Source organism: Pseudomonas sp. PKS, from assembly GCF_051913525.1.
In the GTDB taxonomy this organism is placed as follows: domain Bacteria; phylum Pseudomonadota; class Gammaproteobacteria; order Pseudomonadales; family Pseudomonadaceae; genus Aquipseudomonas; species Aquipseudomonas guariconensis_D.
Map to the genome: position 1 here is coordinate 339,846 of NZ_JBEGDO010000001.1, position 14,674 is coordinate 354,519.

14 protein-coding genes are annotated in these 14,674 nt (G+C 62.0%); 11 read left to right on the plus strand and 3 right to left on the minus strand.

The window, feature by feature from the left end; genetic code table 11:
* Positions 1–142: 142 nt before the first annotated feature.
* The 4 genes from ABOA88_RS01655 to ABOA88_RS01670 are packed head-to-tail and all read left to right on the plus strand — an operon-like array spanning position 143 to position 6,358.
* A complete protein-coding gene (locus ABOA88_RS01655) occupies positions 143–1,396 on the plus strand; it encodes a TolC family protein (protein ID WP_367850855.1) in 1,254 nt (417 codons plus the stop codon).
* On the plus strand, positions 1,393–2,850 hold the full coding sequence (locus ABOA88_RS01660; RefSeq protein ID WP_367850856.1) for an efflux RND transporter periplasmic adaptor subunit: 1,458 nt from the start codon (positions 1,393–1,395) through the stop codon (positions 2,848–2,850). Before ABOA88_RS01655 ends, ABOA88_RS01660 begins: the two co-directional genes overlap by 4 nt.
* Positions 2,847–6,005 (plus strand): efflux RND transporter permease subunit, encoded by a 3,159-nt coding sequence (locus ABOA88_RS01665; protein ID WP_367850857.1) that lies wholly within the window; start codon positions 2,847–2,849, stop codon positions 6,003–6,005. The genes ABOA88_RS01660 and ABOA88_RS01665 overlap by 4 nt, the downstream gene beginning before the upstream one ends.
* Positions 6,002–6,358 carry a copper-binding protein gene (locus ABOA88_RS01670; protein WP_367850858.1) on the plus strand — a complete coding sequence of 119 codons (357 nt, stop codon included), beginning with the start codon at positions 6,002–6,004 and terminating at the stop codon, positions 6,356–6,358. Before ABOA88_RS01665 ends, ABOA88_RS01670 begins: the two co-directional genes overlap by 4 nt.
* 118 nt (positions 6,359–6,476) lie before the next feature.
* Here the strand turns inward: ABOA88_RS01670 and ABOA88_RS01675 are convergent, their stop codons facing one another.
* Positions 6,477–7,364: a MerR family transcriptional regulator gene (locus ABOA88_RS01675; protein ID WP_367850859.1), complete on the minus strand. Its 888-nt coding sequence runs from the start codon at positions 7,362–7,364 to the stop codon at positions 6,477–6,479.
* A 154-nt stretch (positions 7,365–7,518) separates the two neighbouring features.
* Between ABOA88_RS01675 and ABOA88_RS01680 the strand changes: the two genes are divergently transcribed.
* The 7 genes from ABOA88_RS01680 to ABOA88_RS01710 all read left to right on the plus strand — a co-directional run bounded on the left by ABOA88_RS01680 (position 7,519) and on the right by ABOA88_RS01710 (position 13,026).
* Positions 7,519–7,965 carry a PAS domain-containing protein gene (locus tag ABOA88_RS01680; protein WP_196168408.1) on the plus strand — a complete coding sequence of 149 codons (447 nt, stop codon included), beginning with the start codon at positions 7,519–7,521 and terminating at the stop codon, positions 7,963–7,965.
* A 104-nt stretch (positions 7,966–8,069) separates the two neighbouring features.
* On the plus strand, positions 8,070–8,492 hold the full coding sequence (locus tag ABOA88_RS01685) for a nuclear transport factor 2 family protein (protein ID WP_196168409.1): 423 nt from the start codon (positions 8,070–8,072) through the stop codon (positions 8,490–8,492).
* Positions 8,489–9,241: an SDR family NAD(P)-dependent oxidoreductase gene (locus ABOA88_RS01690; RefSeq protein ID WP_367850860.1), complete on the plus strand. Its 753-nt coding sequence runs from the start codon at positions 8,489–8,491 to the stop codon at positions 9,239–9,241. The genes ABOA88_RS01685 and ABOA88_RS01690 overlap by 4 nt, the downstream gene beginning before the upstream one ends.
* 6 nt (positions 9,242–9,247) lie before the next feature.
* Positions 9,248–10,495: an NAD(P)/FAD-dependent oxidoreductase gene (locus ABOA88_RS01695; protein WP_367850861.1), complete on the plus strand. Its 1,248-nt coding sequence runs from the start codon at positions 9,248–9,250 to the stop codon at positions 10,493–10,495.
* Complete coding sequence (locus tag ABOA88_RS01700; RefSeq protein WP_367850862.1) at positions 10,492–11,301, plus strand: DUF1365 domain-containing protein; 810 nt, start codon at positions 10,492–10,494, stop codon at positions 11,299–11,301. Before ABOA88_RS01695 ends, ABOA88_RS01700 begins: the two co-directional genes overlap by 4 nt.
* On the plus strand, positions 11,276–12,538 hold the full coding sequence (locus ABOA88_RS01705; protein WP_367850863.1) for a class I SAM-dependent methyltransferase: 1,263 nt from the start codon (positions 11,276–11,278) through the stop codon (positions 12,536–12,538). Before ABOA88_RS01700 ends, ABOA88_RS01705 begins: the two co-directional genes overlap by 26 nt.
* On the plus strand, positions 12,535–13,026 hold the full coding sequence (locus tag ABOA88_RS01710; protein WP_367850864.1) for a DUF2878 domain-containing protein: 492 nt from the start codon (positions 12,535–12,537) through the stop codon (positions 13,024–13,026). The genes ABOA88_RS01705 and ABOA88_RS01710 overlap by 4 nt, the downstream gene beginning before the upstream one ends.
* Here the strand turns inward: ABOA88_RS01710 and ABOA88_RS01715 are convergent.
* Entirely contained in the window at positions 12,991–13,146 is a 156-nt protein-coding gene (locus tag ABOA88_RS01715) for a DUF2256 domain-containing protein (protein ID WP_196168415.1), read from the minus strand. The two genes, ABOA88_RS01710 and ABOA88_RS01715, sit on opposite strands and share 36 nt — an antisense overlap.
* Positions 13,143–14,669, minus strand: coding sequence for a cryptochrome/photolyase family protein (locus ABOA88_RS01720; protein WP_367850865.1), 1,527 nt, complete (start codon positions 14,667–14,669; stop codon positions 13,143–13,145). The genes ABOA88_RS01715 and ABOA88_RS01720 overlap by 4 nt, the downstream gene beginning before the upstream one ends.
* Between the last annotated feature and the right edge of the window lie 5 nt (positions 14,670–14,674).

Sequence of the window (14,674 nt, forward strand, 5' to 3'; positions counted from 1 at the left end):
TAAGCCTGGTAACCCGCGCGCCGCCAGATCACTGGCGCCCTCCCCGCGTCTGACTCCTTCGTAAATCTCACATTCGTTGTTCTGCCTTGGCGGCCGAACGATGGCATGCGCCTGTGCGCTGGTTTTTCGAGGAATCATGTTCATGACTCCCCTACGTTTCTCTCCAGGACGGACACTTCCGGCTGCCCTGGTAATCCTGCTACCGATGCTGTCGGCGCAGGCGGCTTCGATTTCTCTCGATGATGCGCTGCAACTGGCCGAGCGCAATACGCCTTCGCTTCAGGCGCGCCAAGAGCAGATCTCAGCGGCGCGCCATTCAGTCGTACCAGCGGGTGAACTACCCGATCCGCGGCTTAATCTCGGTGTACAGAATCTACCGGTCGAAGGCCGCGATCGTTGGAGCAGCAACCGAGATTTCATGACCATGCAGGTGGTCGGGCTTTCGCAGGAGGTGCCCAACCGTGACAAGCGCAAAGCACGGGTTGAGACAGCACGGGCCACGGTTGATCGGGCCGATGCCGAAGCGGTCTTCGAGCGTCTGAAGGTGCGTGCGGCGACAGCACAGGCTTGGGTAGCCGCCTACACGGTGCAACGCAAGCTGCAACAGTTCGATGACTTCTACACGGAAAACCGCCTGCTGGCTTCCGCCGTACGGGCTCGTCTGGCCGTCGGGGGTGGTTCGTCAGCCGATGCGCTTGCACCGACCCAGGAAGTCGCACAGTTGGATGAACAAAAGGACCTGCTATTGAGCCAGGCGATCCAGGCGCGAGCGGCACTCAAACGCTGGGTCGGGCAGGACGTGGAGGCACAAGCACCGGCGTTTCCACAGTGGCCAGTGAGTGCACCGGCATACCTGCACACACTGCATGCACACCCCGAACTGGCGGCCTACGGGGCCAAGGCACGGGAAGCCGAAGCACAGGTGCATCAGGCCGTCGCCGAGAAAAAGTCGGATTGGGGCTGGCAGTTGGATTACCAACGTCGAGGCCCGGACTTCAGCAACATGGTCAGCGTGCAAGTCAGCTTCCAGTTGCCGCTGTTCACCGGCTCTCGCCAGGACCCAATGATCGCTGCGCGGCAAGCCGAGGTACGACAGCTTGAAGACGAGCAGGAAGCGGCGCTGCGTGAACATACCGCGCAGTTGGAAACAGATCTGGCGCAATACCGGCGCCTGCAACGGGCAGTGACCCGCAGTCGCGAGACCCTCTTGCCCCTCGCCGAGGAGCGGGTTCGCTTGGCACTGGCGGATTATCGGGCGGGAAAGACGATGTTAAGTGAGGTGCTCGCGGCACGACGCCAACGGGTCGAGGCCCGGCTACAGGATATCGACCTGCAAGGGCAGTTGGCCGCGACAGCGGCGCGCTTGCACTTCGCCTATGGAGAGGTTCGGGCATGAGACCTATGTCGACAGGATTGATCGCAGCGCTCGCACTGGCCATAGGCGGTGGTGCGGGCTATTGGCTGGCTAAGCAGGCCCAAAGTAAACCAGCGCCGGCTCCAGAAGAACGCAAAGCGTTGTACTGGTATGACCCGATGTACCCTCAACAACACTTCTCTGAGCCTGGTAAGTCACCCTTCATGGATATGCCTTTGGTGGCCAAATATCCCGGTGGGCCCGAGGATGAAGCAGAGCCTGCAGTGAAGATCGCCCCGGGTATACAGCAGAACCTTGGGGTGCGGCTGGCGACAGTGGCTCAGGGGCGCCTCGAACGCACGCTGCAGGTCAGTGGTGCTCTGGCCTTCGACGAGCGAGATTTCAGTGTGCTGCAAGCACGAACCGCAGGATTCGTGGAACGCACCTATGGCCGGGCCACCGGCGATGTGGTGGCCAAGGGCGCACCACTGGCCGATGTCTTGACCCCTGAATGGGCAGGATTGCAGGAGGAATATCTGGCACTGCGGCGCTTGGGCGATGGTGAGCTACGGGCCGCAGCTCGCCAACGTCTGTTGCTGGCCGGGATGCCTGCCGAGCTGATCGAGCGAGTCGCACGCATCGGCAAGGTGCAGAGCCTGGTCACGCTGGTAGCACCCAGCGCCGGAGTGATCCAAGCCCTGGATCTGCGTCCGGGCATGAGCGTAGCGCCTGGGGCGACCCTGGCGCGGATCAATGGTGTTGCCAACGTCTGGCTCGAAGCGGCAGTGCCGGAGGCCCAGGCTCAGGGCCTGCGCGAGGGGCAGGCAGTGCAGGCGCATTTACCTGCCTATCCAGGTGAAGCCGTGCCGGGCAAGCTAACCGCTTTGCTTGCAGACGCCAACCCGCAAAGCCGTACGTTGCGCGTGCGTATCGAGCTACCCAATAGCGACGGTCGGCTGCGACCGGGGATGTCCGCCCAGGTCACCCTGCATCCAGCTGGGCAACCAGATACCCATCTCGTAGTGCCCGTCGAAGCAGTGATCCGCACCGGCAAACGCGATCTGGTGATGCTGGCCGAAGACCAGGGCCGATTCCGCCCAGTGGAAGTCGTGTTAGGTCAGGAGAGCGGCGCCCAGGTTGCCGTGCTGCAAGGTCTGCAGGCGGGCCAACGGGTGGTGGCATCAGGTCAGTTCCTCATCGACTCCGAAGCCAGCCTCAAGGGCATTCAGGCCATGACCACGCAGGAATCCCAACCAGCACAGCCGGCACTGCATGAGGCAGACGGACGCATCGTGCAGATAGAGGGCAATCAGCTGACGATCGCCCACGGTCCTTTCCTCACCTTGGGCATGCCGGGGATGACCATGACCTTCCCCGTGTCTGATCCAGCGCTGTTTACCGGGCTGAAGGTGGGACAACGTATTCGATTCGGAGTCCGCGAGCGGGATGTGGGCATGGTCATCGAGCAGATTACTGCGCAGGAGAGTCAACCATGATCGCGAAACTGATTCGCTGGTCGGTGGGCAATCGCGTGTTGGTGCTGCTTGCCACACTGTTTCTGGTGGCCTGGGGTGTATTCTCGTTACGCAGCCTGCCGATCGACGCTTTGCCAGACCTCTCGGATGTTCAGGTGATCATTCGCACGTCCTATCCAGGGCAAGCACCACAGATCGTTGAAAACCAGGTTACCTATCCGTTGACCACCACCATGCTCTCGGTGCCGGGAGCCAAGACCGTGCGCGGCTTCTCGGCCTTCGGTGACAGCTTTGTCTACGTGCTGTTCGAGGATGGCACCGACCTGTACTGGGCACGCTCGCGGGTACTGGAGTACCTGAGCCAGGTGCAGTCGCGCTTGCCGGCGTCGGCGCAGCCGGTGCTTGGACCGGACGCCACCGGCGTGGGTTGGATCTATCAATACGCGTTGGTCGACCGAAGTGGCGGGCATGACTTGGCGCAATTGCGCAGCCTGCAAGACTGGTTTCTGCGCTTCGAACTCAAGACCCTGCCTGATGTTGCCGAAGTGGCGAGCATCGGCGGAATGGTCAAGCAGTACCAAGTGGTACTTGATCCGCTGCGCATGGCCAGCCTGGGCATCACTCAGGGCGAGGTGTCGGACGCTATCGGCAAGGCCAACCAGGAAACCGGTGGCGGCGTGCTCGAACACGGCGAAGCCGAGTTCATGGTGCGGGCGTCGGGGTACCTGAAGACGTTGAACGACTTGCGCGCCATTCCCCTGCGACTGGCTACCAACGGTGCGCCGGTGACACTCGGCGATGTCGCCACGGTGCAACTTGGCCCAGAGGCGCGTCGGGGTATCGGTGAGCTGGATGGCCAGGGCGAGGCCGTTGGCGGGGTGGTGATTTTGCGCAGTGGCAAAAACGCCAGGGAGGCCATCGCCCACGTCAAGGACAAGCTTGAAACGCTGAAAAAGAGCCTGCCCAAGGGCGTGGAGATTGTCACGACCTATGATCGCAGCCAGCTGATTGACCGCGCAGTGGACAACCTCAGCCACAAGCTGATCGAGGAATTCATCGTGGTTGCGCTGGTATGTGGGGCGTTTCTCTGGCACCTGCGCTCGTCGCTGGTGGCAATCGTCTCGCTACCGGTAGGGGTACTGATCGCTATGATTGTCATGCGCCATCAAGGCATCAACGCCAACATCATGTCGCTTGGCGGTATCGCCATCGCCATCGGTGCGATGGTCGATGCTGCCGTGGTGATGATTGAGAACGCGCACAAGCGAGTCGAAGCCTGGCATGCACGCAACCCAGGGATGTCGCTGCGCGGCGAGCAGCACTGGAACGTGATGACCGAGGCGGCGGTCGAGGTGGGGCCGGCGCTGTTCTTCAGCCTGATGATCATCACCTTGTCGTTCATACCGGTGTTCACCTTGCAGGCTCAGGAGGGACGACTGTTCGCCCCCCTGGCGTTCACCAAGACCTATGCCATGGCAGCCGCCGCAGGGTTGGCAGTGACCTTGGTGCCGGTGCTGATGGGCTACTGGATTCGCGGCCCTCTGCCAGCAGAGGAACGTAACCCGCTCAACCGTGGGCTGATCCGTCTGTATCGCCCTGCGTTGGAAGTGGTGCTGCGCCGGCCCTGGATGATACTGATTGGCGCGCTGGCGATCTTGTTCAGCAACCTGTGGCCGTTGAGCCAGTTGGGTGGGGAGTTCCTCCCGCCCCTGGACGAAGGTGACCTGCTGTACATGCCCTCGGCCCTGCCAGGCCTGTCGGCGCAAAAGGCCTCGGAGCTGCTGCAACGCACCGACCGTCTCATCCGCACCGTGCCCGAGGTCGCCAGTGTGTTCGGCAAGGCCGGTCGCGCCGAGTCAGCGACCGACCCGGCACCGTTGGAAATGTTCGAGACCATCGTGCGGCTCAAGCCGAAAGATCAGTGGCGTCCGGGCATGACTACCGACAAGCTGATCGACGCGCTCGACCGAACGGTGCGGGTACCGGGCCTGACCAACATCTGGATTCCGCCGATCCGTAATCGTATCGACATGCTGGCCACCGGCATCAAGAGTCCGATTGGAGTGAAAGTGACGGGCAGCGACTTGGCGCAGATCGACCGCGCGACCCTGGCCATCGAGCGAGCCGCCAAAACCGTGCCCGGTGTCACTTCGGCACTGGCCGAACGTTTGACCGGAGGCCGTTACATCGATCTCGACATCGACCGTCAGACTGCAGCGCGTTACGGCCTGAACATTGCCGATGTACAGGCCATCGTCGCCGGTGCCATTGGTGGCGAAACCATCAGTGAGACGGTCGAGGGCCTGGCACGCTACCCGATCAGCGTGCGCTACCCCCGCGAGTGGCGCGACTCAGTCGACGCCTTGCGCCAGCTGCCGATCTATACCGCACAAGGTGGCCAGATCACCCTCGGCACCGTGGCTCATGTGCGCATCACCGAAGGTCCGCCGATGCTCAAAAGCGAAAATGCCCGCCCCTCCGGTTGGGTATACATCGACGCGCGCGGTCGTGACCTGTCATCCGTGGTTGCCGACCTGCGCCAGGCGGTGGACCGCGAGGTGAAGCTCGACCCTGGCATGAGCTTGAGCTATTCGGGCCAGTTCGAGTACTTGGAGCGTGCCAACGCACGTTTGGCCTGGGTGGTACCGGCGACGCTGGCGATCATCTTCGTGCTGCTCTACCTGACGTTCGGCCGCCTCAACGAGGCGCTGCTGATCATGGGCACCCTGCCTTTTGCCCTCACCGGCGGGGTATGGCTGCTGTACCTGATGGGTTTCAACATGTCGGTGGCCACCGGCGTGGGCTTTATCGCCCTGGCCGGGGTCGCGGCGGAGTTTGGGGTGATCATGCTGATCTACCTGAACAATGCGTGGGCCGAACGCCAAGCCTATGACGGGCGCACGCAACTTGCGCTACTGGAGGCAATCCGTGAGGGTGCGGTGCAACGCATCCGGCCCAAGGCGATGACGGTGGCGGTGATCGTCGCAGGCCTGCTGCCAATTCTCTGGAGCGATGGTACCGGCAGCGAAGTGATGAGTCGTATTGCCGTGCCCATGGTGGGGGGCATGCTGACCGCCCCCTTGCTCTCTCTGTTCGTTGTTCCTGCGGCGTACTGGTTAGTCCGGCGCCGTAATCTCGCAGTAACCCATGATTCCAACCCAGGAGATACCCGATGAAAAACCTCTACCTCAGCGCTGTACTGATGTTGGCTTTCGCAACTGGCGCGCAGGCCCAGGACAGTATGAAAGGCATGGACATGAAGAACATGCCGATGGAAGGAATGGACATGAAGACCGAGCAAGCGGCACCGGCCGCCCATGCCGAGGGTACGATCAAGGCCATCAATACCGAACAAGGCAGAGTCACCCTGGCACACGGGCCGGTGGCTGTCTTGAAATGGCCAGCGATGACCATGGGGTTCAAAGCCACTGCGCAGCAGCTTGAAGGACTGAAGGTAGGGGACAAGGTAGCGTTCGATTTCCGCATGGAGAACAACGCGGCGACGATTGTTGAAATCCGCAAGCAGTAAATCGCTCACGTTCCCAGTGGGAAGTGACCCGCAGGACAAGGCAGCTCCCGATCCAAGCTCGTGAGCTGCCTAGGGGCCTCTGCATCGCACTTGTAAAGCTGTGTTGTAGAAAACCGGATTACAGATCCAACTCACCTCTGATCAAGGCCCCGAGCGTCTGGGCAACATCGGGTCGTTGCTCATTCAGCAAGCCCACCGGAATGCCCTCCAGACGCGCTTTGGAAGCGTCCAGTTCCTCTCCCATCAGCGCCAGTGGACAGGCAATCTCCATATGCAACCAACGCAGTCGCTTGGCCTGCTGTGGGCTTATCACTCCCTGCACCACAACCACCAAGGCAGCCGGCTGCAGCGTTGCGCACAACAAAGGCAGCTCTTCAAACGGTTGGCCGCAGCCGAGCACCTCGATGCGCTGTTGCTCGCTACTCAACAACCGGCCGGCGCACAGTAGCTCAAACTCGGCTTGTTCCTGCAGACCTGCCAGTAATACGGGTGGCACATCGGGCTGGTTCATTTGAAGGCGCATCAACAAGCGGGCGCGCAGGAAACTATCCAGATACAGCCATTGGCTGCGTTCGCCGAAGCCGCCACCTGAAGCCAGATCATGCCAGACCGGCAACAGCACCTCGCGCAAGACAGTCAACTTGGGCAGAACAGTCCACAACTGACCGTGCACGGCTTCCAGCGCCCGCCCATCGAACGCCCGCGCAGCCCGCGCCACGGCGTCGCGCCACTGCTGGAAGACGCTGTTCTGCTCCGGGACTGGCTGATCGTCACCGCTGAGCCTTTCGCCCACTTTGCTGATCGGCAGCCCATTGGATGTCCAGCGCTGGATGTCGCGAATTCGTTGAACGTCCTTGGCCGTGTACAGGCGATGGCCGCCCTCGGTACGTTGCGGGCGGATCAATCCATGGCGACGTTCCCAGGCACGCAAGGTCACCGGGTTGATGCCAGTCAGGCTGACCACATCGCGCATGGGCAGTAGATCGGTGGGAACGGACTCAGTCATTGCGAGCAGTAATCTGAACGGTGGATTACTCTAAACCTATACAGACCTTCTGCGCCGTGCAACCTTAGGTCATCATGCAGCGAACCGCGCCGTAGCCCTACGCTCGGAAGCTACGCTGCGCTTACCGCACATGAAGATTCGGGTGGGCTGGCTAATGATCAACGCAAAACTGCTGCAATTGATGGTCGAAAACTCCAACGATGGCATCGTCGTCGCCGAGCAGGAGGGCAACGACAGCATCCTCATCTATACCAACCCCGCTTTCGAGCGCCTGACAGGCTATCGTGCCGACGACATTCTTTATCAGGACTGCCGATTCCTTCAGGGCCAGGACCATGACCAGGCAGGCGTCGCCTCGATCCGCGAGGCGATCCGTGCAGGCCAGCCTTGCCGCCAGGTCCTTCGCAACTATCGCAAGGACGGCAGCCTGTTCTGGAACGAACTGTCCATCACGCCTGTGCGCAACGAAGCGGACCAGCTGACCTATTACATCGGCATCCAGCGTGACGTCTCGGCCCAGGTCTTCGCCGAGGAACGGGTCCGCGAGCTGGAAGCGGAAGTCGCCGAACTGCGCCGGCAACTGAGCGAGACCAAGTCCTGATCGAAAAACCTGTACAACAGTCACCAAGTGTATAGATTTTATCGTAGGCTTCAGCTATACCTGTACAACAACTCACGGTTGTACAGGTTTTTCTGGAGCCAAGCATGTCAGCCTACCTGCAACAATTCGCCGAGCGCTTCACCCACCTCGATGGCAGTCGTCTCCATGGGCTGGAAAAACTGTACACCGACGACATCACCTTTCGTGATCCCTTGCATGAGATTCAAGGGCTTGAGGCCCTGAGGGCCTACTTCGCCCAGCTGTATGCGAACACCCACGACATTCGCTATGCCTTCTGCGGTGCCCATGAAGTCTTGCCCGGCGAAGGCTACCTGCGCTGGACCCTGCAGTTTCGCCACCCCCGACTGGCCCGCAACCGGCCGGTCAGCTTGCAAGGATGCAGCTATTTGCGATGGCGTGAACGTGTCCATTTTCATCAGGACTACTTCGATGCAGGTGCACTGCTGTACGAGCATCTTCCGGTCATGGGCAGCGCGATCCGCTGGCTCAAAGGCAGATTGGCATGAGCCGCTGCTGGCTGACCGGAGCAAGCAGCGGTCTGGGCGCCGCGCTTGCGCAATGCCTGTTGGAACAGGGTCACCACGTGGCCTTGGGCGGTCGGCACGAGCAACGCCTTTCCCCTTTGGTGGAGCGATTTCCCGGCCAGGCCCTGCTGGCCATCGGCGACCTCGATGACCCTACCCAGATCGTCCGGATCGCAGCCCAGATCAAGGCGGCCTGGGGAGCGCTGGACTTGGTGATCCTCAATGCGGGCACGTGCGAGTACCTGGAGCCTGGCCATTTCGACCCAGCCATGGTCGAGCGTGTGATGCGCACCAACTTTTTGGGCGTCAGCCAGTGCCTGGCCGCCGCCCTGCCCTTGCTTCGCGTCGGCAAACATCCTCATGTGGTTGTGGTGGGCAGCTCGGTGACCTGGCTGGCCTTGCCCCGTGCAGGCGCTTATGGCGCCTCAAAGGCCGCCGTGCGTTATCTGGTGGAGTCCCAACGCATCGACCTGGCCCACGAAGGCATCGATGTCACGTTGGTCAGCCCAGGCTTCATCGACACGCCCCTTACCCGTCGCAACGACTTCCCCATGCCACAGCTGTGGCCAGCCGAGCGCGCCGCCCGGCACATCGTCAGGCATCTGCATCGACGTCCGCTGGAGATCAATTTCCCAGGTCTTTTCACCTGGGTGTTGCGTGTGCTCGGTCGCCTCCCGCCACGCGCCCGTCTGGCGCTGGGTCGGCGTCTGGCACGTCATGAACAGGAATGAGACGCCATGCATATAGCGATCATTGGCACCGGTATCGCGGGCCTGACCTGTGCCCATCTACTGTCTCGCAGGCACGAAATCACGGTGTTCGAGGCCAGCGACTGGATCGGCGGCCACACCCATACCGTCGATGTGGACTGGTGCGGCGAACGCCATGCGATAGACACCGGGTTCATCGTCTTCAACGACTGGACCTACCCGAACTTCATTCGCTTGCTCGATCAGCTCCAGGTGGCTTCACAGCCAACCGAGATGAGCTTTTCTGTCCATGATCCGCTCACCGGGCTGGAATACAACGGTCACAACTTCAACACGTTGTTCGCTCAACGCCGTAATCTGGTCAGCCCACCGTTCTGGGCGATGCTGCGCGATATCCTGCGCTTCAACCGACAGGCACTGGCCGATCTGGACGCACGGCGGATCGATACCTCCACCACCCTGGGCGCCTACCTCCAGGCACAGGGCTATGGCCAGCGCTTCATCGAGCACTACATCGTGCCCATGGGGTCGGCGATCTGGTCGATGTCCCGGACGCAGATGCTGGGTTTCCCCCTGCAGTTCTTCGTGCGCTTCTGTCGCAACCACGGCTTGCTCTCGGTCAATCGACGTCCGCAGTGGCGGGTCGTCCAGGGTGGCTCGAGAAGTTACATCGCCCCTCTTTGCCGACCGTTCGCCGAACGTATTCGCCTGAACTGCAAGGTACATCGGGTCGGACGCGACGAGGGAGGCGTCACCCTGCTCAGCGCCGCCGGCACCGAACGCTTCGACTGTGTCGTCTTCGCCTGCCACAGCGATCAGGCACTGACGCTGCTGGAGGCTCCCAGCGTTGAAGAGCGCGCCGTGCTGGGCGCCATCGGCTATGCGCAGAACGACGTGGTACTGCACACCGATCAGCGCCTGCTGCCACAGCGAAAGAAGGCCTGGGCCAGCTGGAACTATCGACTGGGCGGCCCCGCGCACGCTCCAGCTGCGGTGACCTACAACATGAACATCCTGCAAGGTCTCCGGGCACCGGTGACGTTCTGCGTGAGCCTCAACCAGACCGCGCTCATCGACCCTGCACAGATCATCGCCCGCTTCTGCTACGCCCATCCGCAATACAGCCTCGCAGCGTCCGAAGCCCAGACGCGCCAAGCACGACTTCAGGGCTACCGGCACAGCTATTTCTGCGGCGCCTACTGGGGCAACGGCTTTCACGAAGACGGTGTGGTCAGCGCGCTGCAGGTGGCCCGTCACTTTGGAGAAACGCTGTGAGCAGTGGTCTTTGCCTGGGTTGGATCAGTCATCGCCGGCTGTCCCCGCGGTACCACACGTTCCGGTACCGCATCGGCATGTTCTATCTGGACCTGGACGAACAAGCCTGGCTGATGAGCCTCTCTCGCTGGCTGGGAAGCAGGCGCCTGTCGCCGCTGAACTGGCGCCAGACCGACTACTTGCCCGCGCTGACCCGTCAGGGGGAGCCGCTGGTCGAGGCTGCGCGCTATCTGGTTGAACAGGCAACGGGCCACAGGCCCGAAGGGCCGGTCCACCTGCTGACCCAATTGCGCTGCTGGGGGCTGTCTTTCAATCCGGTGAGTTTCTATTTCTGCCACGACCACCACGGGCGCCTGGCGGCGATCCTGTTGGAGGTGCGCAACACCCCATGGCATGAGCGGTTTCACTATGTGCTGCCGGTGCAAGGTTGCCTGGACAGGCCCTTTGCCATGGCCAAGGCCTTCCATGTATCGCCGTTCATGCCCCTGGACATGGACTACCGACTGAAGTTGTCCCTGAACCTCAAGTCGGTGCGCATCCACATGGAGAACTGGCAAGGCAGCCAAAAGGTATTCGAAGCCGATTTGGCCTTGCAGCGCGAACCCCTGGATCGCAAAGCGTTGCATCGATACCTGCTGGGTTTTCCCTGGATGAGCCTGCGCACTGTCTCGGCGATCTATTGGCAAGCCCTGCGCCTGTTGTTGAAGCGCACTCCTATTCATGACCACACCGCCAGCCGGGGCGACCTGGCGCTCGGCCAACCTTGCGAGGACCCTGATCATGTCGAATCCCACCCTGAGCGTTAGCAAGACCACGGTCCTGGCCCCCTTGCTCGGCGCGTTGGCCAGAACGGTGGTGCTCGCACAACTGGGCAAGCTCCGTCACGGCCATCTCCGGCTGCTTAGCCATGGACGGCAATGGAGCTTCGGAGAGGCCTCCAGCCCCTTGCAGGCCGAAGTGGAAGTACTCGATGACGCAACCTGGAGCCTGATCGCCGGTAACGGCTCGATCGGCGCGGGCGAAGCCTATATCCATGGTTACTGGCGCAGCCCGGACCTTGCGCGGGTGACCCGCCTGTTCGTGGCCAACCTGGACGTGCTGGACGCCCTCGAAGGGGGCCTTGCGCGGTTAGGGCGACCGGCCCTGCGGCTGCTGCACCGTTTGAACCGAAACAGCAGACGCGGAGCCCGACGCAACATCCTCGCCCACTACGACCTGGGCAACGCCCTGTTCGAACAATTACTGGACCCGACCATGATGTATTCGGCCGCTCAGTTCGAATACCCCGAGCAATCCCTGGAGCAGGCCCAGTTGCACAAGCTCGATCGCATCTGCCGGAAGCTGGAACTGCGTGCGCAGGATCACCTGCTGGAGATCGGCAGTGGCTGGGGCAGCCTGGCCATCCATGCCGCCACTCATTTCGGCTGCCGTGTGACCACCACAACCTTGTCGCAAGCGCAGTATGCCTATACGCAAGCGCGCGTGCAGGCCCTCGGACTGGAACAACAGATCACGGTCCTGTGCGATGACTATCGCGACCTCAAAGGTACCTTCGACAAGCTGGTGTCCATCGAAATGATCGAAGCGGTCGGCCACCGCTACCTGCCGGTTTATTTCCGCCAGTGTGCCGCATTGCTCAAGCCCGAAGGGCTGATGCTGTTGCAGGCGATCACCATCCGTGACCAGCGCTACGCCCAGGCTCGGCGCTCGGTGGACTTCATCCAGCGTTACATCTTTCCCGGCGGCGCCCTTCCCTCGCTGAGCGTGCTGCTGGACACCGCCAGCCGCCAGACTGCGCTCAACCTCGTGCATCTGGAAGACTTTGGCCTGGACTACGCCCGAACCCTGGAGCATTGGCACGACAACCTGCGCAAAAGCCGTACGCTGCTGGCCACGCAGGGCTATGACGATACGTTCCAGCGCCTGTGGGAGTTCTATCTGTGTTATTGCCAGGGCGGCTTCGAGGAACGAGCCATCGGCGTAGCGCAGTTGTTGTGGGCGGCGCCTCAGGCCCGACGTGCGCCCTTGCCCGCACTTCGATGATCAAGCGCTACGGGATGGTCGCCAATGCCCTATGGTTGCAGGCCGGCTGGTGGGTTTGCGTGCTGGGCGCCAAGGCCCCCGGGTGGTTGCTGATGGTGCCCATCGGGCTGGCCATTCACCTGTACCTGTGTCCGGACCTCAGCGCAGAGGTCAGAGCCGTAGCACGCACAGCGCTGGCAGGCTGTGTGCTCGATAGCGTACTGGGCGCAATGGAAGTGTTCAGGTTCGACGCATGGCCGCTACCCTTGTGGCTGGTGTTGCTGTGGCTGGTGCTGGCCAGTGGCTTGCGACACAGCCTGGCGTGGGCGGGCTGGCCATTCTGGCGCGGTGCGCTGGCCGGTGCATTGGGAGGTCCTTTGGCCTATCTGGGCGGAGCCCGTCTGGCCGAGGTCAGCTTGCCGCTGGGCCCTCTGGCAACAGGCCTTCTGCTGGCTCCGGTCTGGGCGCTGGCCCTACCGCTGCTGGTACGCATGGCGGCGTGGCGCTGATCGACGGCATCGCTGGGAGCAGTATCGCACCTGCTCCCAGCACCGGGACCAGCGCTTGCGCCAGTTGAACGGCCGGCCACAGACCACGCACACCTTGCTCGGCAACAAGCGCTTGTTCACAGGCTTTCCCCTGCATCGAGACGCGCCAGTAACGCCTGACCACGACGCCACACAGCCTCGCGCCGCGCCGGCGCCATGCCATCGAGGTTGCGGTAGACCAGCGCCAAGCGTGGGTTACGCGCGAGTTGAGCGCGATGACGGATGAGAAAGTGCCAGTACAACGCATTGAACGGGCAGGCATCAGCTTCTGTCGCCTGTTCGACCTTGTAGCTGCAGACCTTGCAATGATCGGACATCCGCTGGATGTAACGACCACTGGCACAGTAAGGCTTGGATCCCAGGTAGCCACCATCGGCGTGCATCACCATGCCCAGGGTGTTGGGCAGCTCGACCCAGTCGAACGCGTCCAGGTACACCGCCAGGTACCACTGGCAGATGGCTGCCGGCGCGATGCCTGCGAGCAGGGCGAAGTTGCCGGTCACCATCAGGCGCTGGATGTGGTGGGCATAGCCCAATTTCAGGGTCTGCTCGATGACCTGCGCCATGCACCGCATGCGGGTGCGTCCGGTCCAGTAGAAGTCCGGCAACGGCCGGGTGTTGTCCAAATGGTTGAGTTCAGCGTACGCCGGCATGCGTAACCAATAGATGCCTCGCACATATTCTCGCCAGCCGATCAACTGCCTTATGAAGCCTTCGGCGGCGTTCAACGGCACGCGCCCCTCCCGCCACGCGGTGTTCACGTCTTCGCATAGACGACGCACATCCAGCAACCCGATATTGAGGGCTGCGCTGATGCGGGCATGGAACAGGTAGGGTTCGCCCTCTGCCATGGCATCCTGATAGTCCCCAAAGGCCGCCAGGCCGTAGTCCAGAAAATGGCGCCACAGCTGTTGCGCCTGGTCATGGGTCACGGGGTAGTCGAAGCCGTCCACGGCGCCGTAATGGTCGCTGAAGTGTTGGCGAACCAAGGCCACGACCGCCGAAGTGATGGCGTCCTGCTCGAAGTGGGCCGGAAACGGCCCGCGCAATCCCCGTGGCAATGGCTTGCGATTGTGACCATCGAAATTCCAAGCGCCTCCAGCGGGGCTGCCGTCTGGCTCCAAGAGCAGGCCGCAGCGTTTGCGCATGCCCCGGTAGAAATGCTCCATGCGCAATCCAGAGCGTCCTTGGGCCCACCGCGCGAACGCTTCGCGTGAGCACAGAAAGCGGGTGTCGCGGTGCCACACCAGCGGAAGTCCGGCATCCCGTAGCGCCTGTTCCAGGCGCCACTCGCCACACTCGGTCACGTGTATTTGCGTCGCGCGCAACGATTGTCGCCAACGGTGCAGTTCACCGACGATGGTCCCGCTGTTGTCAGCCGCATCGAACGCCACGTAATGCACTTGCCAGCCACGCGCTCGCAAAGCGAGCGCAAAATGGCGCATGGCACTGAAAATGAACACGATCTTTTGGGGGTGATGCGGCACGTAGCGTGCCTCCTGCGCTACTTCCGCCATCAGGATCGCATCCTGGGCAGGATCCAGCGCGGCGAGGCTGGCCAGGTCGAATGACAGCTGATCACCCAGTACCAGCCCCAGGCGCATCGTCC

What these genes read in the sequence shown, in the direction of transcription:
- ABOA88_RS01655 (WP_367850855.1), top strand. Translation starts at nt 143, where the DNA reads ATGACTCCCCTACGTTTCTCTCCAGGACGGACACTTCCGGCTGCCCTG.
- ABOA88_RS01660 (WP_367850856.1), top strand. Translation starts at nt 1,393, where the DNA reads ATGAGACCTATGTCGACAGGATTGATCGCAGCGCTCGCACTGGCCATA.
- ABOA88_RS01665 (WP_367850857.1), top strand. Translation starts at nt 2,847, where the DNA reads ATGATCGCGAAACTGATTCGCTGGTCGGTGGGCAATCGCGTGTTGGTG.
- ABOA88_RS01670 (WP_367850858.1), top strand. Translation starts at nt 6,002, where the DNA reads ATGAAAAACCTCTACCTCAGCGCTGTACTGATGTTGGCTTTCGCAACT.
- ABOA88_RS01675 (WP_367850859.1), bottom strand. Translation starts at nt 7,364, where the DNA reads ATGACTGAGTCCGTTCCCACCGATCTACTGCCCATGCGCGATGTGGTC.
- ABOA88_RS01680 (WP_196168408.1), top strand. Translation starts at nt 7,519, where the DNA reads ATGATCAACGCAAAACTGCTGCAATTGATGGTCGAAAACTCCAACGAT.
- ABOA88_RS01685 (WP_196168409.1), top strand. Translation starts at nt 8,070, where the DNA reads ATGTCAGCCTACCTGCAACAATTCGCCGAGCGCTTCACCCACCTCGAT.
- ABOA88_RS01690 (WP_367850860.1), top strand. Translation starts at nt 8,489, where the DNA reads ATGAGCCGCTGCTGGCTGACCGGAGCAAGCAGCGGTCTGGGCGCCGCG.
- ABOA88_RS01695 (WP_367850861.1), top strand. Translation starts at nt 9,248, where the DNA reads ATGCATATAGCGATCATTGGCACCGGTATCGCGGGCCTGACCTGTGCC.
- ABOA88_RS01705 (WP_367850863.1), top strand. Translation starts at nt 11,276, where the DNA reads ATGTCGAATCCCACCCTGAGCGTTAGCAAGACCACGGTCCTGGCCCCC.
- ABOA88_RS01710 (WP_367850864.1), top strand. Translation starts at nt 12,535, where the DNA reads ATGATCAAGCGCTACGGGATGGTCGCCAATGCCCTATGGTTGCAGGCC.
- ABOA88_RS01720 (WP_367850865.1), bottom strand. Translation starts at nt 14,669, where the DNA reads ATGCGCCTGGGGCTGGTACTGGGTGATCAGCTGTCATTCGACCTGGCC.